General features: G+C 65.5%; 20 protein-coding genes. 12 read left to right on the top strand and 8 right to left on the bottom strand.

Translation table 11 applies throughout. The annotated features are described in order from the left end of the window. Positions 1-8: 8 nt before the first annotated feature. Positions 9-395, bottom strand: coding sequence for an MOSC N-terminal beta barrel domain-containing protein (locus WBG56_RS16060; protein ID WP_424270156.1), 387 nt, complete (start codon positions 393-395; stop codon positions 9-11). A gap of 21 nt (positions 396-416) precedes the next feature. Then, positions 417-3,023, bottom strand: a complete 2,607-nt coding sequence (locus WBG56_RS16055) for an AsmA family protein (RefSeq protein WP_424270154.1) — start codon at positions 3,021-3,023, stop codon at positions 417-419. A gap of 321 nt (positions 3,024-3,344) precedes the next feature. On the opposite strand from WBG56_RS16055, the gene WBG56_RS16050 reads away from it, so the two are divergent. From WBG56_RS16050 to WBG56_RS16020, 7 genes are all read left to right on the top strand, one after another. Next, on the top strand, positions 3,345-4,463 hold the full coding sequence (locus WBG56_RS16050; RefSeq protein WP_424270152.1) for a Re/Si-specific NAD(P)(+) transhydrogenase subunit alpha: 1,119 nt from the start codon (positions 3,345-3,347) through the stop codon (positions 4,461-4,463). Then, positions 4,463-4,771: an NAD(P) transhydrogenase subunit alpha gene (locus WBG56_RS16045; RefSeq protein ID WP_424270150.1), complete on the top strand. Its 309-nt coding sequence runs from the start codon at positions 4,463-4,465 to the stop codon at positions 4,769-4,771. The genes WBG56_RS16050 and WBG56_RS16045 overlap by 1 nt, the downstream gene beginning before the upstream one ends. Continuing rightward, entirely contained in the window at positions 4,768-6,204 is a 1,437-nt protein-coding gene (locus WBG56_RS16040; protein WP_424270148.1) for an NAD(P)(+) transhydrogenase (Re/Si-specific) subunit beta, read from the top strand. Before WBG56_RS16045 ends, WBG56_RS16040 begins: the two co-directional genes overlap by 4 nt. Positions 6,205-6,306: 102 nt before the next feature. Further along, positions 6,307-7,044, top strand: a complete 738-nt coding sequence (locus WBG56_RS16035) for a flagellar brake protein (RefSeq protein ID WP_424270146.1) — start codon at positions 6,307-6,309, stop codon at positions 7,042-7,044. A gap of 221 nt (positions 7,045-7,265) precedes the next feature. Further along, positions 7,266-8,534: an NAD(P)/FAD-dependent oxidoreductase gene (locus WBG56_RS16030; RefSeq protein WP_424270144.1), complete on the top strand. Its 1,269-nt coding sequence runs from the start codon at positions 7,266-7,268 to the stop codon at positions 8,532-8,534. Further along, complete coding sequence (locus WBG56_RS16025; RefSeq protein ID WP_424270142.1) at positions 8,531-9,466, top strand: 4-hydroxyproline epimerase; 936 nt, start codon at positions 8,531-8,533, stop codon at positions 9,464-9,466. Before WBG56_RS16030 ends, WBG56_RS16025 begins: the two co-directional genes overlap by 4 nt. A 2-nt stretch (positions 9,467-9,468) precedes the next feature. Next, complete coding sequence (locus WBG56_RS16020; protein ID WP_424270140.1) at positions 9,469-10,131, top strand: GntR family transcriptional regulator; 663 nt, start codon at positions 9,469-9,471, stop codon at positions 10,129-10,131. A gap of 66 nt (positions 10,132-10,197) precedes the next feature. Here WBG56_RS16020 and WBG56_RS16015 read toward each other — a convergent pair whose 3' ends face one another. The 5 genes from WBG56_RS16015 to dctP all read right to left on the bottom strand — a co-directional run bounded on the left by WBG56_RS16015 (position 10,198) and on the right by dctP (position 15,556). Next, a complete protein-coding gene (locus WBG56_RS16015; RefSeq protein ID WP_424270138.1) occupies positions 10,198-11,679 on the bottom strand; it encodes an aldehyde dehydrogenase in 1,482 nt (493 codons plus the stop codon). Positions 11,680-11,689: 10 nt separating this feature from the next. Then, a complete protein-coding gene (gene dapA / locus WBG56_RS16010; protein WP_424270136.1) occupies positions 11,690-12,565 on the bottom strand; it encodes a 4-hydroxy-tetrahydrodipicolinate synthase in 876 nt (291 codons plus the stop codon). Positions 12,566-12,637: 72 nt separating this feature from the next. Further along, the gene (locus WBG56_RS16005) at positions 12,638-13,957 is read right to left on the bottom strand and encodes a TRAP transporter large permease (RefSeq protein WP_424270134.1); all 1,320 of its coding nucleotides are present in this window, start codon (positions 13,955-13,957) and stop codon (positions 12,638-12,640) included. Next, a complete protein-coding gene (locus WBG56_RS16000; RefSeq protein ID WP_424270132.1) occupies positions 13,957-14,475 on the bottom strand; it encodes a TRAP transporter small permease subunit in 519 nt (172 codons plus the stop codon). Before WBG56_RS16000 ends, WBG56_RS16005 begins: the two co-directional genes overlap by 1 nt. Positions 14,476-14,500: 25 nt before the next feature. Continuing rightward, positions 14,501-15,556, bottom strand: coding sequence for a TRAP transporter substrate-binding protein DctP (gene dctP / locus WBG56_RS15995; RefSeq protein WP_424270130.1), 1,056 nt, complete (start codon positions 15,554-15,556; stop codon positions 14,501-14,503). Between the two features lie 169 nt (positions 15,557-15,725). Here dctP and WBG56_RS15990 point away from each other — a divergent pair, with 169 nt between their 5' ends. Further along, positions 15,726-15,914: a 4-oxalocrotonate tautomerase gene (locus WBG56_RS15990; protein WP_424270128.1), complete on the top strand. Its 189-nt coding sequence runs from the start codon at positions 15,726-15,728 to the stop codon at positions 15,912-15,914. Between the two features lie 4 nt (positions 15,915-15,918). Here the strand turns inward: WBG56_RS15990 and WBG56_RS15985 are convergent, their stop codons facing one another. Continuing rightward, positions 15,919-16,299 carry a DUF4168 domain-containing protein gene (locus WBG56_RS15985; protein ID WP_424270126.1) on the bottom strand — a complete coding sequence of 127 codons (381 nt, stop codon included), beginning with the start codon at positions 16,297-16,299 and terminating at the stop codon, positions 15,919-15,921. Positions 16,300-16,539: 240 nt separating this feature from the next. On the opposite strand from WBG56_RS15985, the gene WBG56_RS15980 reads away from it, so the two are divergent. From WBG56_RS15980 to WBG56_RS15965, 4 genes are all read left to right on the top strand, one after another. Next, positions 16,540-17,196 (top strand): thiopurine S-methyltransferase, encoded by a 657-nt coding sequence (locus tag WBG56_RS15980; RefSeq protein ID WP_424270124.1) that lies wholly within the window; start codon positions 16,540-16,542, stop codon positions 17,194-17,196. An 89-nt stretch (positions 17,197-17,285) separates the two neighbouring features. Beyond that, positions 17,286-17,594 (top strand): high-potential iron-sulfur protein, encoded by a 309-nt coding sequence (locus WBG56_RS15975; RefSeq protein WP_424270122.1) that lies wholly within the window; start codon positions 17,286-17,288, stop codon positions 17,592-17,594. Positions 17,595-17,700: 106 nt separating this feature from the next. After that, positions 17,701-18,723, top strand: a complete 1,023-nt coding sequence (gene galE, locus WBG56_RS15970; protein ID WP_424270120.1) for a UDP-glucose 4-epimerase GalE — start codon at positions 17,701-17,703, stop codon at positions 18,721-18,723. Positions 18,724-18,901: 178 nt separating this feature from the next. After that, a partial coding sequence (locus tag WBG56_RS15965) for a methyl-accepting chemotaxis protein (protein ID WP_424270118.1) occupies positions 18,902-19,955 on the top strand: 1,054 nt, incomplete at its 3' end.

Below are 19,955 nucleotides of genomic sequence, written 5' to 3'. Positions count from 1 at the left end.
ATGCGCATTTACCCGCGATCCGGCCAGGCGACCGCGTCCGCGTCGGGGTGGACCTTCATCAGGCGGCACGGCTGCCCCAGCCATTCCGTCAGCCAGGCGGCCGCCAGATCGCCTTCATCCACGACCCGCACGGCCTGCGGCCCCACCTGGGCGCTGCGTTCCACGCTGGCGTCATCCTCGATCACATCCAGCGGCACATCCAGACGCAGCATGCCGGACGCCCGCACGACCAGATAGCCAAAGCGCAAGCTCAGCTCCAGCTGCCCCAGGCGCGGCGCCTGATCCGGGCTTAGCCATGCATGGGCCGGATCGACGACCAGCCAGCGGCGGTCGTAGGCGCCGGCATCCGCCAGGGCGGGCCCGCCGGCGATGGGTTGGGCGAGGGGAAGCGTCATCCAGATTTCCTTATAGAAGATTCATTGACCCAGCAGGCCCTTCAGGGCATTGCCGATGCGTTCGACCGGATCGGACTTGGCCGCGGCATCGGCCCCCGGGCGCCGGGGCTCGGGTTCCGGACTGGGCAATGCCTGCTCGATCAGGTCCTTGCCCTTGATCAGTTCCATCAGGCCCGACTTGACCGCTTGCTGGATGCTCTGATTATGAATGGCCTCCCACTGCACCACGTAATCCGGATGCGCCCAGTCGCCCGTGACCTGCACGGGAATCGTCACGCCGAGCAAAGAACCCAGGCCGCTGGCCAGCGGCTTGGGCGGCCGGGCGGCCACCTGGGCCAGCAACTGCAGATTCAGGCGCTGCGCCGGCAGATCGATCTGGGCGGGCTTGCCGGCCGTGACCCGTACCAGGCTGGAGGCCAGCAACAGCTTGGACACCGTGCCCTGCCCATCCTTCAGATCGATCCGGCCTTCCAGGGTGCTGAAGGGCGTGCTGCGCTGTTTGTTGAAAGGCGAAGCCAAGGCGTCCAGACGGCCTTTCAGCACATTGCCCAAGGCGGCGGAAACATCCGACAGGGTCTGGGAAGCATCGATGCCCTGCACCGCGCCATCCTTCACCTGCCAGGCGACCCGGCCCGATACCCCCCGCAGCCAGGCGTCCGCCGTCGCGCCCTGCGTCTTGAGATCCAGTTGGGCCGCCCCCTGGCCGGACAACAGATTGCGTCCCAGCGTCGCCTGCAACAAAGGCGCGACGGCCACCTTATCCAGATTCAGTTTCAAGCCCAGCGTCTGATCAGCGGCGACCCTGGCCTGGGCGGTCAGGCTGCCGTCATACAGCTTGGCCGTCAGCTTGGGCAGCGTCAACGCATCATCGGCCACGCGAACCGGAGTGGCCACCTGGGTCAACTGCAGGTCGCGGATGCGCAGATCGGTGATCCGCAAGTCGCCCTGGATGTCCTGCCCCTTGAGGAAGGACAGATCGATCGCGGTTGCGGCTGCGGCTGCGGCAGGCGCCGGAGCCGCGGCGGCCGCAGCGGGCTTGTCGCCGGACGCCTTGGGCGCGGTCTCGCCCTGGCCCGCCGCCGGGGGCTTGGCCGGAGCGTCGGCGGGCTTGGGCATCCAGTGGTTCAGATCGATTTTTTCCGCGCTCAGGGAAAACTGGGTGCGGGGCTGGGCCAGGCGGGTCGTCGTGGCTTTCAGGGCTGCCTGCCCGCCATCCATGACCGCGTTCAGATCGACATCCAGCGCATCGCGCACCAGGTCCAGGTGCACGCTGCCGATCATCGGGATTTCATTGATGAACTTCGGCTGCGCCTGATCGCGCAAGGTGACGTCGCCCTTCAGGGCGGTGAGCGACCCCTTGCGCAGCGAAGTATTCCAGGCCAGGGGCGAGGTCAATTTCACCTGCACCAGGCGCTGTCCCTGCGTCAGGGCGCCATCCAGGCTGGCCTTGCGGAACTGCCAGTCGTTGGCGGTTCCGCTCAGGCCTTCCAGCCCCAGAGATACGGCCAGGGTCTGATCCCCGGTCGACTTCAAGGTCGCCGCGACGGGGTCGGCCTGGGCCGATTCCGGCGACACCGCCAGGGAAGGCGCATCCAGGGCCAGTTCCAGGTTGCGGCCCCGGTCCTGGCCGGAGGCCCGCAGGGCAAGCTTGGCGACTTTCAGTTCGAGATTGCGCGGGTCCAGGCGCAATTGTCCGGCCGTCAGGTTGGCCTTCAGGCCCTGGATGGGATGCGCCCCCACGATATCGCCCGTCAATGCCAGTTCCAGATTGCCGGCCGTCAGACGGCGTTCGCTGCCCTTGTACCCCAGATTGCCCTTGAGGGTGGCATTGGCCTGATCCAGATTGCCCAGGCGCCCCGTCAACTGGACGTTGATTTTTTGCGCCGAATAATAGCCGCGTCCCCCCGGATTCAGGCGCAGCAGGGCCTGGGCCTGCAACTGGGCATCCTGCACGGGATCATCCCCCGCCACCTGCGCCTTGAGCGACACGTCGAACGGCTGGTCGTAGGTCACGCGACCGGTGTTGGCCTCGATCGAGGACAGTGTCGTGGACAGCCCGCTGACCTGGTCAAGATAGTGAATCTGCCCGTCTTTGAGCTCCAGTCCGGCGATATCGATGTTCAGGTCGGAACGCCCCTCGGGGTCGTCCGCCGCCCCGGCGATGGCGGCCAGCGGAGCAGCCGCAGCGGCGGCAGCGGTCGGCAGACCGGACGCCTGGGCCGGATGGCCGGACTCCAGCAAATCGCTGAAATTGAAATGCCCCTTGGCGTCGCGCACCACCCAGGCCTTCAGGCCAGTGATGGCCACGTGATCCACCACCAGCTGATTGGACAGCAAAGGCCAGATCGCCACGGCAAACCGGGCGCTGTCCACCGAAATGAAGGTGTCTTTGGACGAATGGTTGGACAGCGCCACGTCGCTGACCGACAGGCCGATCCGGGGAAACAGGGACAGGCTGATGTCCCCGCCGATGGTCAGGGTCCGCGCATAGCGGTCGAACACCAGTTGTTCCAGCCGCGATTTATAGGCGTTCGGATTGAAGGTCAGCAGAAAGATCGCCAGACCGACCACGGCCACCAGCAAGGCCACGACCAGGCTGAACAGAACCCGCTTCAACCAAACATTCATAATGAATCCCGCATATCCAAAGTGCACGCCGCCACCCGGGCGGGCAATAAGCGAAATGCTAACCCATGCCCGCCGCCGATAGTCCTTGAATCCGGCCAACCGCTCGGGCTTTATGTCTCAAAATCTTAGTAAAGTCGTAAAACATAGATTCATATAACTATTAGATATATGTAAATCGGCGATTCGAACTGTGTCTCGACCGCCGATCCCCGGTACCATGATCCACTGTTGCAGCAACAGGCCCCCGCCTGGCTGCCGCAGCCAGAAAAACATACAAGGAGAAGCCATGCCCACGTTCGTTTTGAAGCACGGGAGGCCGCCATGCAGGTAGGCATCCCCCGAGAAACACTTCCCGGTGAAACCCGGGTCGCCGCCACCCCGGAAACCGTCAAGAAACTCGCCCAGGCGGGCCACCAGGTCCAGATCGAGCGCAGCGCCGGCCTGGCCGCCCGCTACCGCGACAGCGACTATGAACAGGCCGGCGCCACCCTGGTGGATGCCGCCCAGGCGCTGGGCAGCGAGCTGGTGCTGAAAGTCCGCCGACCGGCCCCCGCCGAACTCGCCCACATGAAGGCGGGCGGCGTGCTGCTGGGCATGCTGGACCCCTTTGACGCAGACGGCCTGAAGACCCTGGCCGAAGCCGGCCTGACCGCCTTCGCCCTGGAAGCCGCGCCGCGCACGACCCGCGCCCAGAGCCTGGACGTGCTGTCATCCCAGGCCAACCTGGCGGGCTACAAAGCCGTGCTGCTGGCCACCCAATACTACGGCCGCATCTTCCCCATGATGATGACGGCGGCGGGCACCTTGAAGGCCGCCCGCGTGGTGGTGCTGGGCGCAGGCGTGGCGGGACTGCAGGCCATCGCCACGGCGCGGCGCCTGGGCGCTGTGGTCGAGGCATCCGACGTGCGGCCCGCCGCCCGCGAACAGGTGGAATCCCTGGGCGGGAAATTCATCGATGTGCCCTATGAAACCGACGAGGAACGCGAAATCGCCCAGGGCGTGGGCGGCTACGCCCGTCCCATGCCCGCCGCCTGGATGGCGCGGCAGGCCGCCCTGGTCGCCGAACGCTGCAAGCAGGCGGACATCGTCATCACCACGGCCCTGATCCCTGGACGCCCCGCCCCCGTGCTGATCCAGCCCGACACGGTCGCGGCCATGCGGCCGGGTTCGGTCATCGTCGACCTGGCCGTGGAGCGCGGAGGCAACTGCCCGCTGTCGGTCGCCGGCGAGGTCGTGGATCACGACGGCGTCACCCTGGTCGGCCTGAGCAATCTGCCCGCCTTGCTGGCCACCGACGCGTCCGCCCTGTACGCCCGCAATCTGCTGGATTTCCTGAAACTCGTCATCGACGCCGAGGGGCGCTTCGCGCTGCCTGCCGACGACGACATCATCAAAGCCTGCCTGGTCTGCCAGGACGGCAAGGTTCTGAGGAGCGCCTGATGGAAGCGGTGAACCCGACTCTGATCAACATCATCATCTTCGTGCTGGCCGTCTACGTCGGCTTCCACGTGGTCTGGAACGTCACGCCGGCGCTGCACACGCCGCTGATGGCCGTCACCAATGCCATTTCCGCCATCGTCATCGTCGGCGCCATGCTGGCCACCGGCCTGACCGATGGCGGGCTGGCGCAGGGCATGGGCGTGCTGGCCGTCGCATTGGCCGCCGTCAACGTCTTCGGCGGATTTCTTGTCACCCAGCGCATGCTGGCCATGTTCAAGAAAAAAGACCGCAAGGGGGGCCAGGCATGATTTCGGCCAACCTCGTCACCCTGCTGTACCTGGTCGCCTCCGTCTGCTTCATCCAGGCGCTGAAGGGCCTGTCCCATCCCACGACATCCCGGCGCGGCAACGCCTTCGGCATGGCCGGCATGGTCATCGCCATCCTGACGACGGCGGCGCTGATCATCGGCCTGGCCCGCGACGGCTCCGCCACACTGGGGCTGGGACGTATCGTCCTGGGCTTGCTGATCGGCGGCAGCATCGGCACCTTGCTGGCCCGCAAGGTCGAAATGACCAAGATGCCGGAGCTGATCGCCTTCATGCACAGCATGATCGGTCTGGCGGCGGTTGCCATCGCCACCGCCGTCGTGGCCGAACCGCATGCCTTCGGCATCGCGGCGGCCGGCAGCCCCATTCCCACGGGCAACCGCCTGGAACTGTTCATCGGCACCTTCGTGGGCGCCATCACGTTCTCCGGCTCGGTCATCGCCTTCGGCAAGCTGTCGGGCAAATACAAGTTCCGCCTGTTCCAGGGGGCCCCCGTCGTCTTTGCCGGCCAGCACCTGCTGAACCTGGCGCTGGCCATCGTGATGCTGGCCTGCGGCTTCTGGTTCATGGGCACGCAGTCCTGGCTGCCTTTCGTGCTGATGACGGTCATCGCCTTCCTGCTGGGCGTGCTCATCATCATCCCGATCGGAGGGGCCGACATGCCGGTGGTGATTTCCATGCTGAACAGCTACTCGGGCTGGGCGGCGGCGGGCATCGGCTTTTCCCTGAACAACCCCATGCTGATCATCGCGGGGTCGCTGGTGGGCTCATCCGGCGCGATTCTGTCCTACATCATGTGCAAGGCCATGAACCGGTCTTTCTTCAATGTGATCCTGGGCGGCTTCGGAGCCGAGGCCTCGGCGGGCGGCAGTGCCGCGGCCGGCGACCGCAGCGTCAAATCCGGCAGCCCGGACGACGCCGCCTTCCTCATGAGCAATGCGGACACCGTCACCATCATCCCGGGCTATGGCCTGGCAGTGGCGCGCGCCCAGCATGCCTTGAAGGAACTGGCAGCCAAACTGTCCGCCCAGGGGGTCACCGTGAAATACGCTATCCACCCTGTGGCCGGCCGCATGCCGGGGCACATGAACGTCCTGCTGGCCGAGGCTGAAGTCCCCTACGACCAGGTCTTCGAAATGGACGACATCAACGGCGAACTCGGCCAAACCGACGTCGTGCTGGTGCTGGGCGCCAACGACGTGGTCAATCCGGCGGCGAAAAACGATCCGGGATCGCCCATCGCCGGCATGCCGATTCTCGAGGCCTACAAGGCGCGCACCGTGATCGTCAACAAACGGTCCATGGCGGCCGGCTATGCCGGCCTGGACAACGACCTGTTCTACATGGACAAGACCATGATGGTGTTCGGGGACGCCAAAAAAGTCCTGGAAGACATGCTGAAAGCCTTGGAATGACCGGGTTTGTAGTGGCTAACCCGTAGCTTTCCGGCCTGCTTGCGCAGGCCGGAATCGTTTAAAATTGAAACTGACATATTCCAATTCCACAGATCATCCATCATGGCCTTCGAGGAAGACGACCCTTACTCGGTAACGCAGCGGCTGGACATCCAGAACATCCTGCAAGGGCTGCTGCACAAGCGCACGCTCGTTCGCCTGGACATCCCGGGCCATGCCGTGTCCGTCATTTCCACCCTGCTGGACATCGATGTCAAACAGGGCACGCTGATCCTGGACAACGCCACCGAAGACGCCCTCAACACGCAGTTGCTGCGGGCCCCGGCCGTGCGCATGCAAGGCATGCTGGATCGCGTCATGATCGAATTCAGCGGCAAGCTCACCCCCACCGTCTACGACAACCGCCCCGCGTTCTCCATGAATTGGCCCGATCAGCTGCGCCGCATGCAGCGCCGGGAATTCTTCCGCATGGACACCCCCGCCAGCAACCCGGCCACCTGCACCATCGAAGACCCCTCCCTGCCCTCGGGCAAGGTCACCCTGCCGCTGGCCAACATCAGCGCAGGGGGATTGCAACTGATCGACCGCACCGAATTGCTGGCGCATCACGCCATCGGCAGTTTCTTCGACGACTGCACCTTGAATCTGCCCGAAGCCGGCTCCCTGGACGTCAGCCTGCGGCTGCTGCGCCACACCCGGCTCATCCAGGACAGCGGCAAGCCCCTGCTGACCATCGCCTGCCGCTTTTTCAATCTGCCCGCCAACCGCGAAATCACCATCCAGCAGTACGTGGGCTCCCTGGAACGGGCCGTGTTGGCCCGCCGCTGGGGCACCGAATAAACCCCGCTTCATGCCTGGGCCACGGGCGTCGCCCGCAGGGCCGGCGCGCGATCACGCCGGCTTAAATATATCGATTGCATATTTGACAGGTCTGTGCCACCATGCAAATGGCATCCCGCGCTGCTCGTCAGTCCTGACCCCCAACGCCCGGGCGCCGTCAACCTGAATTCACGGCGGCCCGCCCTTGGCGACAGGGTCGCCGGCAGTGTCCGAAGGACCCCATGCACGCATCTTCCTGCGACATCGCCGTCATCGGCGGCGGCATCATTGGCGTCAGCTGCGCTCTGGCGCTCAGCGAAACCGGCCAGGATGTCGTCCTGATCGACCCCCAGGAGCTGGCCAGCGGCGCCAGCAAGGGCAACGCCGGCGGCCTGGCCTTCGCCGACATCCTGCCCCTGGCGTCCCCCCGCATCATCCGCAAGGCCTTCCACTGGCTGTTCGACCCGCTCGGGCCCCTCAGCCTGCCACCCGCCTACCTGCCGCGCATCGCGCCCTGGCTGGTGCACCTGTGGCGCTCCAGCCTCCCCGACCGCTATCCGGCCAACATCCGGGCGCAGGCCGCGCTGATGGAACTGGCCCAAAGCGAAATGCTGGATCAACTGGAACGCACCGGCCTGTCCGGCCACCTGCACACCCAGGGCGTGCTCGAAGTCTACGAGGGCGCCGCCCGCTATCAGGCATCTCTGGACACGGCGCAATGGCGGCAACGCTACGGGGTTGAAACCCATCTGCTGCAAGGGGCCGATCTGGCCGCGCGGCAACCGGGGCTGTCGCCGCGCTTCACTCACGGGGTCTTCATCCCCGACTGGCGCAACGTGGCCGATCCTTATGCCCTGGGCCAGGCCCTGGGCGAGCAGGCCATGGCCCGAGGCGCGCGGCGGATGCGCCAGTCGGTGCGCTGGCTGCGGCCGGCGCCCTCCGGCGCCCAACTGATCCTGGAAGATGGCAGCCAGCTACAGGCCCGCCAGGTCGTGCTGGCGGCCGGCGCCCGCTCCCACCTGCTGGCCCGGGGCCTGGGCGACCGCATCCCGCTGGAAACCGAGCGCGGCTACAACACGACCCTGGCGCCCGACGCGCTGGATCTGCGCCAGCAAGTCACTTTCAGCGACCACGGTTTCGTCATCTCCCCCCTGACCTGCGGCATCCGCGTCGGCGGCGCCGTCGAACTGGGCGGCCTGGATCGCGCGCCCGACTATCGCCGGGCCCAGGTCATGCTGGACAAGGCCAAGGCCTTCTTTCCCGACCTGGACACGACAGGCGGCACTCAGTGGATGGGCTTCCGGCCCAGCCTGCCGGATTCCCTGCCCATCATCGCCCGGTCGCCGCGCCTTCCGGCCGTCATCTACGCATTCGGACACGGCCATCTGGGCCTGACCCAAAGCGCCGCCACGGCACGGCTGGTCCGCGACCTGGTGACGCAGCAACCTCCCGCGATCGACCTGCGCCCGTATCGGGTCGATCGGTTTTCCCTATGGGGCGCCCGCTCATGAAACGCATTTCCATCCTGGATTCCCATACCGGCGGCGAACCCACCCGCCTGGTTCTCGACGGCTTCCCCGATCCGGGGCCCGGCGATATGGCCCAGCGCCGCGCCCGGCTGGCTGCGCAGCACGACGACTGGCGCAAGGCCGTCATCCTGGAACCGCGCGGCCACGACGTGCTCGTGGGCGCTCTGCTCTGCCCGCCCCAGGACCCGCAAGCCGCGGCAGGGGTGATCTTCTTCAACAACACCGGCTACCTGGGCATGTGCGGCCACGGCACCATCGGCCTGATCGTGTCGCTGGCCTACCTGGGGCGCATCCAGCCCGGCGTGCATCGCATCGAAACCCCTGTCGGCACGGTGGACGCCACCCTGCACGACGACGGCAGCGTCAGCGTGCGCAACGTGCCCGCCTATCGCCATCGCAAGGACGTCACGGTGGACGTCCCGGGCCTGGGCCCCGTCACCGGCGACATCGCCTGGGGCGGCAACTGGTTCTTCCTGGTCAACGCCCCGGAGCGCGTCCATCCGGGCGCCGACACACGCCAACTGACTGAACATGCGGCGGCCATCGGCGACGCGCTGGAAGCCCAGGGCATCCGGGGGCGCGACGGCGGCCTGATCGACCACATCGAACTGTTCGGAAAAGACCCCGAGGCCGACAGCCGCAGTTTCGTGCTGTGCCCCGGCAAGGCCTACGACCGTTCGCCCTGCGGCACCGGCACCAGCGCCAAGATCGCCTGTCTGGCGGCCGACGGCAAACTGCAAGCCGGCCAGGTCTGGCATCAGGCCAGCATCATCGGCAGCCGCTTCCAGGCCAGTTATGAGCCGGGGCCGGACGATACGGTGATTCCGACCATCCGGGGCGAAGCGCACATCAGCGGCGAAACGACCCTGATCCTGCAGGACGACGATCCCTTTGCCTGGGGGATCACGGTCTGATCATGTCCAACGCCACCACCACGCACACCGCCAAACCCCGCGCCACCGAAGCGGCCTACGACGCCATCGAACAGCTGATCGCCACGCTGCAACTGGAGCCCAACCAGCCCATCGTGGAAAGCGATCTGATCCAGTTGACCGGGCTGGGACGCACGCCCATCCGCGAGGCCCTGATGCGCCTGGTCGCCAGCGGACTGATCGAGCAGCAACCGCGCCGGGGGTTGCGCGTCAGCGAAATCCGCATCGCGGAACACCTGATCCTGATCGACACCCGCCGAGTGCTGGAACGCCTGATCGCCACGTCTTCCGCCCGCCGGGCCACGCCGGACCAGCGGACCCGACTGCTGCAGTGCGGCCAGGACATGATGGATGCCGCCCGGCGTGGCGATCTATCCGGGTACATGCAGGCCGACCAGGCGCTGGACCGCATCAATCACGAAGCCTGCCGCAATCCCTACGCGGTGCAGGCCATCGTACCCATGATCATCCAGTGCCGGCGGTTCTGGTACGCCTTCCGGCACGAGGGCGATCTGGAACGCGGCGCCCGCTGCCATTTGATGGAAGTCGAGGGCATCCACGCCAACGACCCCGAACAGGCAGTCGCCGGCGCCGATGCGCTGATGGATTATCTGACGGAATTCACGCGGACGGTGATCGAGGCTTAGGGTTGCCGCTCGGATTCGCCAGTCAGCAGAAAGGGCTCCCGAAGGGAGCCCTTATCCCTGCAAGGCCTAGTTCACGTACCAGATGGTTTTGGTCTGCTGGTACTGGTCCAGGGCTTCCAGGCCGTTGTCGCGGCCGCCGAAGCCGGACTGCTTGTAGCCGCCAAACGGCGTGCTGATGTCGCCCTCGGAGAAACCATTGATGGACACCGTGCCCGCCTGGATGGCGCGGGCCACCCGCTGGGCGCGACCCACGTCCCGGGTGTACAGGGATGCGGCCAGGCCATAGGCGCTGTCATTGGCCAGTTCGATGGCTTCGGCTTCCGTCTCGAAGGGCGTCACCGCCAGGATGGGGCCGAAGACTTCTTCCTTGAACAGGCGCGAGCCGGCAGACACCTGATCGAAGATCGTCGGCTCGACATACCAGCCGCTGCCCAGGTCCGCATGGATGCGGCCGCCATGAATCAACTTGGCGCCCTCGGCAGGAGCGTCGTCCAGGAAGCCGCGCACCTTGTCGAAGTGGGCGCGTTCGACCATCGGGCCGATCTTGACCGACTCATCGGTGGGCAGGCCCACCGTCCAGGTGGACAGGCGCTCCTGCAGGCGCGCCAGCAGGTCGTCCTTGATGCCGCTTTGCACGATCAGGCGCGATCCGCAGCTGCAGTTCTCGCCCATGTTCCAGAACGCGGCCGCCAGCACGTGATCGACCAGACCGTCCAGATCGGCGTCGTCGAAGATCACCTGCGGGCTCTTGCCGCCGCATTCCAGCACGATTTCCTTCAGATTGCTCTCGGCGGAATACTTCAGGAAATAGCGTCCGACTTCGGTCGAGCCGGTGAAGGACACCACGTCCACGTCCATGTGCCGGCCCAGAGCCTGGCCCGCATCCTCGCCCAGGCCGGTGATCAGCATCAGCACATCTTCCGGCACCCCGGCCTCGTAGGCCAGCTGCGTCATGCGATAGGCGCTCAGCGAGGTCAGCTCGGCCGGCTTGACGATGACGGAATTGCCCGCCACCAACGCCGGGGCGACTTTCCAGGCATACATCTGCGCCGGGAAATTCCAGGGCAGCACCGCGCCCACCACGCCGATGGGTTCCTTGACGATCAGCCCCAGGGCATCCGGCCCGGTGGGCGCGATGCGCCCGAAGCACTTGTCGATGGCTTCGGCATACCAGCGGAAGGTATCCAGGGTGGCCGGCATGTCCGTGTTCAGGCATTCGGTGATCGGCTTGCCCGCATCCACGCAATCCAGCGCGGCCAGTTCTTCCGCGTGTTCCGTCATCAGATCGGTCCAACGCAGCATCACGCGCTTGCGCTCGGCCGGCGCCAGTTGGGACCAGGCGCCCGCCTTGAAGCTGGCGCGCGCGATCTTGACGGCCCGGTCCACGTCGGCGGCCGTGCCGGCCTCGATGGCGCCGATGACGCTGTTGTCGATGGGGGTGGTGTTATCCAGACGCGCGCCCGGCGCAGTCTGGCCCGGGATCAGGTTCCCGGCCCACAACTTGGCGGCGCGGGCCTGCGCGAAAACCTGTTCTTTGCTCTGCGGCATGGTGATCTCCTTAGCGCTTGTAGGCGTCGAGCATGGCCTGGAATTCCTGCGCGTCGGCATCCGACAGCGGCGCCAGCGGCAGGCGAACGGTGCCGGCCTCGACGCCATGACGGCGGCAGCCCAGCTTGGCCTTCTGGTTGTAGTCGCCGGATTCCATGGCCAGGATGACCGGATACATGCCCGCCATCAGGGAGCGGACCTCGTCCCAGCGGCCATCCACGGCGGCCTTGACCATCGCAACCTGTTCGGCCGGGAAGACGTTGGCGCCGCCGCTGATCCAGCAGCGCACGCCCCAGAACAGGAAATCGGCCGCCATGTCGTCGGACCCGCTGATGATCTGGAAGTCCGGAATGCGGGCCTGGATCAGGTGCAGGGCGCGATTGAAATTGCCGCTGCTTTCCTTGATGGCGACGATATTGGGGATCTTGGCCAGTTCGATCACGGTTTCCACCGCGATCTGCACGCCCACGCGCTGCGGGAAATCGTACAGGATGATGGGCAGCGGGGTGGCGGCCGCCACAGTGCGGAAATGCAGCAGGATGCCCGCCTGTTCCGGCAGGCTGTAGGGCGGCGTGGCCAGCATCAGGCCGTCATATCCCAAGGCCTGGGCGCGCTGGGCATGGGCGATCGATTCCTGCGTGGACAAGGCATTGATCCCGGCGATGGTCTTCGCCCGCCCGCCGACCGCCTCGACCACGGTGCGCAGGACCAGATCGCGCTCCTCGTCAGTGAGCGCATAGTATTCGCCGGTGGTGCCGCAGGCCACGATACCGGCCACGCCCGCCTCGACGAAACGGTTCACCAACTGCGTCAGGGCCTGTGCGTTGACCTGCCCATCCGCCGTGAACGGGGTGATGATGGGGACCAGGATACCTTCGATATTCATATGCCTTCCTAATGACAAAAGGACGCCCGGTCAACCGGGCAAATGCCGGGGCCAGGGGCCCCGCAAACAAAATCAGAAACCCACGATGCGCTGCGGCAGCCACGTCGCCAGGGTCGGGAACAGCACCACGATCGCCAGGGTCAGGAACTGGACCAGGATGAAAGGAACGACGCCCCGGCAGACCTGGCCGTACTTCATGTCCGGCGGCGCGATGGACAACAGGTAGAAGATCGACGACGCCATCGGCGGAGTCAGGTAGCTGGTCTGGATGACGATGATGACCAGCGTGCCGAACCAGATCGGGTCGACGCCCGCAGCCGTCAGCACGGGCAGGAACAGAGGCACGCAGATCAGCACGTTGGCCGTCCAGTCCAGCACGAAACCCAGCAGGAACACGATGCACAGGAACAGCACCAGGGTGCCGTTCAGGCCCAGCCCCGTGTCGGAGATCAGCGCCTGGATCAAGCGCCCGCCCCCATTGGCGGCGAAGATCCCGGTGAACATGATACCGCCGGCCACGATCAGCAGGATCATGGCGGAAATCCGGACCGTGATGGCCAGGGACTGGCGCATCATCGACACGCTGAACTGCCCGTAGCAGATGCACAGGATCAGAGCGCCGATGGCCCCCACTGCGGCCGCCTCGGTAGGCGACGCGATGCCCGCCATCAGGGATCCCAGCACCGCGAAGATCAGCAGCATGGTCGGCAGCAGGCCGCTGGCCGTGATCCGCAGCTTTTCAGCCAACGGCAGGCGCATGTCGGGATCATCCGCCCGGGGGCCTTTTTTCGGATCCAGGATGCACACGCCGATGATGTACAGGATGAACAGCGCCACCATGATCAGGCCGGGGAAGAGCATCGCGGCAAAGAGTTCTCCGACGGAGATCTGGGCCAGCGAGGCATACACCACGGCCACGACGGACGGCGGAATCATGGTCCCGAGGGACCCACCGGCGCAGATGGTGCCCGCAATCAGGGAGTTGTCATAGCGAAAGCGCTGCATGGCGGGAATCGCCATCAGGCCGACCATGACCTCGACCGCCCCGACCACCCCCGCCGCGGCGGCGAACGTGGCGCCCATGGCGATGGTCGCCACGGCCAGGCCGCCCGGCAGCCGCCCCAGCCATAGCTGCATCGTGCGAAACAGCCGCGCCGCGATGCCGGAGCGCTCCAGGATCGCGCCCATCAGCACGAACATGGGGATGGCGGACAGAATGTAGTTGGTGGTGGCCGAATACAGACCACCGTAAAGCTGGTTGAAGACCTGATCGCCGAAGGCGAACCATCCGGCGATCAGCGCCGGGATGATCAGGGAAAACGAAACGGGAATGCCCAGGAAAATCAGCAGGAACATCCCCGGAAACATCAGGGCGGCAACAGTCGGATTCATCAATGTTCCTTCTTGGCGTCCAGGCCCTGGCCGCAGAAGGCCCGCAGGCCTTCCGCCGCCAGTTGCAAGGTCAACGCGATCAGGCCGATGGCGATGCACAGATAGAACGGCCACATCACCGGGGCCCAGGGGCTGACAGTTTCCACTTCATGGCGCACCCAGGCCCGCCAGGTGTGCGACATGGCGATCCAGGACAGCACGCCGAAAAACGGCGCCAGGATCAGCAGGTAGGCCACCCCCTGCACCGCGCCATTGAAGCGCGCGGGCAGGCGGTTGCGCAGGACGTCGATACGGATGTGGGCGTCTTCGCGCAACACGTAGGCCACCCCCAACAGAAAGACGGCGCCGTTGGCCATATAGGCGATGTCGAATGCCCAGACCGTGGGCGCGTCGAACACGTAGCGGGCGAACACTTCGTAGACCATCGAGAGGGTCAGGACGACCGCCGCCACGCTGGCCAGTTGGGAAGCGCACCACGACACGCCATTGGAAAATCGGGTCAGGGCATTAAGCATCATTGCCTCGCAGACGAAAGATCTCGCATCAGTCACGGATCAGATAGTTGCTTTCAGCCTTCCAGCGCTTGTGATAGGCCTCGTAGTCGGCCAGCACTTCCGCCATTTCCGGCTTGCCGGCCGCCTTCTGGGCATCGGCCGTCTTGTGCATCCAGTCATAGCCGGCATCGGACAGCTGTTTGACGAAGGCCGGGTCCAACGTGATGATCTCGTTGCGGCCGCTGCGATACTTTTCCATGGCCTTCATGTCTGCGTCGTAGAAATAGTCCAGGCTCTGTTCCGTGGTCAGCTGCGCGGCGGCTTCGATCAGCGGTTTCAGATCGGCGGGCACCTTGTCCCAGGTCTCTTTTTTCAGGAAAACTTCCCACATGAAGGTCGGCTGGTGCACGCCGGGCACCACGATGTACTTGGCCGCCTGGTGGAAGCCTTCCGGCATGTTGGCCGAGGGCGGCGCCCATTCGACGGCATCCACGCCCTTGCGCTGCAGCAGCGTATAGGTTTCACCCGCCGGCACCACGGTCGGGACCGCGCCGAAATAATCGCGCATCACCTCGGCCCAGGCGCCGGACGTGCGGTACTTCATGCCCTTCAGGTCTTCGGCGTTGCGGATCGGCTTGTTCGAGTGCGCCAGGATTTCGGTCGAGCCGATCCCGACGATCATCGTCTTCAGGCCTTGCTGCTCCCGCAGTTTTTCAAGCTTTTCCTTGCCGCCGCCCTGGTACAGCCAGGCCTTGTATGCGTCCGGCCCCATCCCGCCGGGGAAGCCGGCAAAAATGGCGTTGACCGGATTCTGGTTCACCAGGTAGCTGGACGTCGAATGCCCGGCCTCGACCACCCCATCCTGCACCGAGTCGAAGACCTTCAGCGCCGGCACGATGACGCCCGCGCCAAAGGGCTGGATATCCACACGCCCGGACGTGATGGTCTTCACGTTGGAGGCAAAGCGCTCGAGAAAATTCTGGTAGAACGGCGACCCTTCGGGCACCGACGTAGGCACGCGCCACGTCACGTCGGCGGCGGACGCCGCGCCCACGGCGCACGCGGACAGGACCGCAATGGCAAGACTGCGATAAATGGTCTTCATGTTTCCCCCGGATAGTAGTGAATGTCAGCATCGAGGCTGACCAGCCAGTCTAATATCCAATAAATATATTTACAACATATTAAGGGTAAACACTGAATGCCGTCCCGCCACGGAATCGGCGCAGGGATGTGCTAGGCTTGCCTGTCTTTCCCGATCCCAGGAGATCCGCATGCCCACCATGCACATTGAATTGTTCGAAGGCCGCACCCCCGAAAAGAAACGAGAACTGGTGCAGGCCCTGACCGAACGCACCTGCGAGGTGCTGGGTTGCCAGCCGGGGGCCGTGGACATCATCCTGACAGAGATCCGCAAGGATCACTGGGCCACCGGCGGCGTGCTGTGGTCCGAAAAACAGTAGCCGCCTACTGAGGCTTCTGTCCGACCAGCCTTTCGACTTTCTTGCGCAATTCGGGGTCTTTGCGCACGGCCTGGCTGATGCCGTTGTACTCGGCCACGCTCATGCCGCCCGCCTCGACCCGATCCACCATCTTCTGGTCGGCCTCGACCCGGATCGCCTGCTTGGCATCCTGGCCGGAAGCCGCCTCGAAACGGGGCTGATATTCGGCCACCACGCCACTGACCTCGCGCACGGCGCTGGCGTACCGCTGCAATTGTTCATCCGTCGGCTGATCGACCGCCTCGTAGGCGGCCCCCGGCCCCGCCGCACGAACCGTCGTGATCGGCCCGGTCAGCCCGAGGGCAATCACGGAAGCGGCCATGAACGCCTTCATCACCTGATTCATCTTTGACTCCTGATTCACGTGAACAACGTTTCCATGATGGCGACGCCCTCCGCCGGTTTCAAGTTTCCCAATGCTCAGTCCTGTAACGGCATACCACGGTCCTCTCCGCCGGAATGCACGCTCCGACAGCTACACTGATCAGCCAAAGGCCTTCCAGGCGCGCCCTCCGGCTGCCTGATGCCGCCCGGACACGGGACCCGGTCCGGGACCCCGACCCACCCCTGGATGGAGGACACACAAATGGATACGGATTTCTGGCTGCAGCGCTGGGAACATGGACAGACGGGCTTTCATCAAAGCCGCGTCATGCCCCTGCTGCAAAAACACTGGCCCGCCCTGGGCCTGGCCCGCGACAGCCGGGTGCTGGTGCCACTGGCCGGCAAATCGCTGGACGTCGCCTGGCTGGCGGCGCAGGGGCATCGCGTCCTGGCGGTGGAACTCTCCCCCCTGGCGGTCGAGCAGTTCTTCGACGAGCATCAGCTGACGCCCGTGGTGCGCGAAACACCGCAGGGCCGTCTGTACCAGGCCGGCGGCATCGACTTCCTGTGCGGCGACATCTTCGATCTGGACGCGGCGACGCTGGCCGGCTGCCAGGCCTGCTACGACCGGGCGGCCCTGATCGCCCTGCCACCGGCGCTGCGCGCCCGCTATGCCACGCACGTCTATGAGCAATTGCCGGCGGGCTGCCGCACCCTGCTGCTGACGCTGGACTACCCCCAGGCGGAGATGGACGGCCCCCCCTTTTCCGTGCCGGATGCGGAAATCCAGGCGCATTACGGGGCGCGTTGGCAGATCGACACCCTGGAAACCCGCGACGTCCTGGAGCACGAACCCAAATTCGCGGCACGCGGCGTCACCCGCATGCACACGACGGTCTACCGCCTGACCGCCCGATAGGCCGGCGGGCCAACTTGCCACGCCGGGCCGCCAGGCGAATAATGGGCCAAAAGATAGACTGGCCCGCGGGGGTCCTTTCAGGAGTCCCCATGAAAACTTCTCGTCGCACTTTCTTGATCTCCAGCGCAGGGCTGGTATCCAGCCTGGCGCTGTCCCGCCAGGTCCTGGCGGCCGATCATGTCGATGAAAACAGCGCCCTGGCCAAACAGCTGGGCTACAAGCACGACGCCACCCTGGTCGACCATGCGGCCCAGCCCAAATACAAGGCTGGCGAGCACTGCGCCAACTGCCAGTTGTATCAGGGCAAGGCGGGCGACGCCTGGGGGCCCTGTCCGATCTTCAGCGGCAAGGACGTGTCTGAAAAAGGCTGGTGCAGCGCCTACACGCCCAAAGCCTGACGTCCGTCCGGTGACCGGCCCGATCGCCGGACACCGGTCTTCTCCAGCGGCTCCGCCCGCGTCGAACTGATAGGATGGAACCTTTCCACCGCATCGGTTGTGCACCATGACGCTTTTGATTACGGGCGGCGCCGGCTATATCGGTTCGCATACGGTTCTGGAATTCCTGAGCGCCGGCCGGGATGTGCTGGTGCTGGACAATCTCAGCAACAGTTCCCGCGAATCATTGGCCCGGGTCGCCGCCCTGACCGGCCGAACGCCGGGCTTCATCCAGGGCGACGTGCGCGATCGCGCGCTGCTGGATCGGCTGTTCGCGCAGCACGCCATCCGCGGCGTGGTGCACTTCGCCGGCCTGAAAGCCGTAGGAGAAAGCGTACGCGACCCGCTGCGGTATTACGACAACAACGTCATCGGCACACTGACCCTGTGCCAAGCCATGGCCGCCGCCGACGTCCATCAACTGGTCTTCAGTTCTTCAGCCACGGTCTATGGCGATCCGGCGGACATGCCGATCCCCGAAACCTGCCCGACAGGCCGGCCCGCCAACCCCTACGGCCGATCCAAGCTGATGGTCGAACAGCTGCTGCAGGACCTGGCCGCCGCCGACCCGCGCTGGGCCATCGCCCTGCTGCGCTATTTCAACCCGGTGGGCGCCCATGCCAGCGGCCGCATCGGCGAAGACCCGCACGGCATTCCCAACAATCTGCTGCCCTACATCAGCCAGGTGGCCGTCGGCCGGCTGGCGCGCGTGTCGGTCTTCGGACACGACTACCCCACCCCGGACGGCACGGGAGTGCGCGACTACATCCATGTGGTGGATCTGGCCCAAGGGCATCTGGCCGCGCTGACCTACCTGCAGCAGCACCCGGGCGCCCACATCTGGAACCTGGGCACCGGCGCGGGCTATTCCGTGCTGGACATGATCCATGCCTTCGAGGCCGCCTGCGGCCACCCGATCCCCTACGCCCTGGCCCCTCGCCGACCGGGCGACGTGGCCGCATGCTGGTCCGATCCGGCCAAGGCCAGGCGTGAACTGGGCTGGCAGGCGCAGCGCGGCCTGGCGCAAATGATGGCCGACGCCTGGCGCTGGCAATCCGGCAACCCGGAGGGCTACCCGCCCGACGCCTGAAGACCGCGCCTGAAGACCGCGCGCGTTCCAATTCCAGAAAGAACAGGCCCCCGACACGGCCCCTGTTGTGCCGTTTGGATTCGGACACACTTCGTACAATCAAGTGAAAATTTGTCCGGTCCGCGTCGGAAAGGCTGTCCACGCGGTTCCGAAAGCCCTTCCACACCTCGAGGACTCCATGCGTAACCTCAAAATCGGCACCCGGCTGGCGCTGGGATTTGGTCTCATCATTGTTTTGCTGCTGATCATGTCCGGCATCGGCGCATGGCGCATGATCGCCACCGAACAGGACAGCGCCGCCCTGTCGCAGCGCCAGTCGAACAACGCGCAGGTGTTGCGCTGGGCGCGGCAGGTCGAAGTCAACGCCAATCAGGCCCTGGCCGCCGCCAACCTGACCAACCCCGACGTCCTGAAGACCTTCAAAGACGGCATGGATGCCTCCGACAAGCGCTCGGACGAACTCCAGAAGCAGATCCAGGAAGGCTTGCGGGCCCCCGACACGATCGCCCAGTTCAAGCAGGCCCTCACCCAGCGCGACAACTATCGCAACGGGCGCGCCCAGGCCTTCAAGGACCTGGACAACGGCGACTACGCCAAGGCCGATACCTTCTTCAACCAGGAAATGCCGAAGATCACCGCGCAATACATCGCGGAAATCGACAAGCTGTCGGGCATGCAGAGCGGCATGGTCGAGCGCACCTTCACCGAAGGCGCCCAGGCCAACCAACTGGGCCTGACCCTGCTGGGCGTCGCCACCTTGCTGGCGCTGATCCTGGGTCCGCTGTTCGCCTGGCTGGTGACACGATCCGTCACCCACCCGCTGCGCCACGCCGTCAGCCTGGCTGAATCCGTGGCCCGACGCGACCTCAGCCACCACATCCACGCCAGCGGCAAGGACGAAATCGGCCTGCTGCTGCGCGCGCTGGGCTCCATGGAAGAAAACCTGCGAGGCGCTGTCAGCGAAGTGCGCAGCGGCGCCGACTCGATCGCTTCGGCCGCCGGCCAGATTTCCGCCGGCAACCTGGACCTGTCCTCGCGCACCGAACAGCAGGCCAGCTCCCTGGCGCAAACCGCCGCCACCATGGAAGAAATCACCGCCACCGTGCGCCAGAACGCCGACAACACCCAGCAGGCCAACACCCTGGCCGCCGCCGCCGCCAAAACCGCCACCAACGGCGGCACCCTGGTCGCCCAGCTGGTCGACACCATGGGCGAGATCAACAGCAAATCCC

Origin of the sequence: Castellaniella sp., assembly GCF_049671645.1 — a bacterium.
Taxonomy (GTDB): Bacteria; Pseudomonadota; Gammaproteobacteria; order Burkholderiales; family Burkholderiaceae_B; genus Castellaniella.
The sequence above is the reverse complement of the archived record's forward strand: the minus strand, read 5'-3'. Positions and strand labels throughout refer to the sequence as shown.

What these genes read in the sequence shown, in the direction of transcription:
- WBG56_RS15980 (WP_424270124.1), top strand. Translation starts at nt 16,540, where the DNA reads ATGGATACGGATTTCTGGCTGCAGCGCTGGGAACATGGACAGACGGGC.
- dapA (WP_424270136.1), bottom strand. Translation starts at nt 12,565, where the DNA reads ATGAATATCGAAGGTATCCTGGTCCCCATCATCACCCCGTTCACGGCG.
- WBG56_RS16020 (WP_424270140.1), top strand. Translation starts at nt 9,469, where the DNA reads ATGTCCAACGCCACCACCACGCACACCGCCAAACCCCGCGCCACCGAA.
- WBG56_RS16040 (WP_424270148.1), top strand. Translation starts at nt 4,768, where the DNA reads ATGATTTCGGCCAACCTCGTCACCCTGCTGTACCTGGTCGCCTCCGTC.
- WBG56_RS16005 (WP_424270134.1), bottom strand. Translation starts at nt 13,957, where the DNA reads ATGAATCCGACTGTTGCCGCCCTGATGTTTCCGGGGATGTTCCTGCTG.
- WBG56_RS16050 (WP_424270152.1), top strand. Translation starts at nt 3,345, where the DNA reads ATGCAGGTAGGCATCCCCCGAGAAACACTTCCCGGTGAAACCCGGGTC.
- WBG56_RS16015 (WP_424270138.1), bottom strand. Translation starts at nt 11,679, where the DNA reads ATGCCGCAGAGCAAAGAACAGGTTTTCGCGCAGGCCCGCGCCGCCAAG.
- WBG56_RS16045 (WP_424270150.1), top strand. Translation starts at nt 4,463, where the DNA reads ATGGAAGCGGTGAACCCGACTCTGATCAACATCATCATCTTCGTGCTG.
- dctP (WP_424270130.1), bottom strand. Translation starts at nt 15,556, where the DNA reads ATGAAGACCATTTATCGCAGTCTTGCCATTGCGGTCCTGTCCGCGTGC.
- galE (WP_424270120.1), top strand. Translation starts at nt 17,701, where the DNA reads ATGACGCTTTTGATTACGGGCGGCGCCGGCTATATCGGTTCGCATACG.
- WBG56_RS16025 (WP_424270142.1), top strand. Translation starts at nt 8,531, where the DNA reads ATGAAACGCATTTCCATCCTGGATTCCCATACCGGCGGCGAACCCACC.
- WBG56_RS16035 (WP_424270146.1), top strand. Translation starts at nt 6,307, where the DNA reads ATGGCCTTCGAGGAAGACGACCCTTACTCGGTAACGCAGCGGCTGGAC.
- WBG56_RS15985 (WP_424270126.1), bottom strand. Translation starts at nt 16,299, where the DNA reads ATGAATCAGGTGATGAAGGCGTTCATGGCCGCTTCCGTGATTGCCCTC.
- WBG56_RS15975 (WP_424270122.1), top strand. Translation starts at nt 17,286, where the DNA reads ATGAAAACTTCTCGTCGCACTTTCTTGATCTCCAGCGCAGGGCTGGTA.
- WBG56_RS16060 (WP_424270156.1), bottom strand. Translation starts at nt 395, where the DNA reads ATGACGCTTCCCCTCGCCCAACCCATCGCCGGCGGGCCCGCCCTGGCG.
- WBG56_RS16055 (WP_424270154.1), bottom strand. Translation starts at nt 3,023, where the DNA reads ATGAATGTTTGGTTGAAGCGGGTTCTGTTCAGCCTGGTCGTGGCCTTG.
- WBG56_RS15990 (WP_424270128.1), top strand. Translation starts at nt 15,726, where the DNA reads ATGCCCACCATGCACATTGAATTGTTCGAAGGCCGCACCCCCGAAAAG.
- WBG56_RS16000 (WP_424270132.1), bottom strand. Translation starts at nt 14,475, where the DNA reads ATGATGCTTAATGCCCTGACCCGATTTTCCAATGGCGTGTCGTGGTGC.
- WBG56_RS16030 (WP_424270144.1), top strand. Translation starts at nt 7,266, where the DNA reads ATGCACGCATCTTCCTGCGACATCGCCGTCATCGGCGGCGGCATCATT.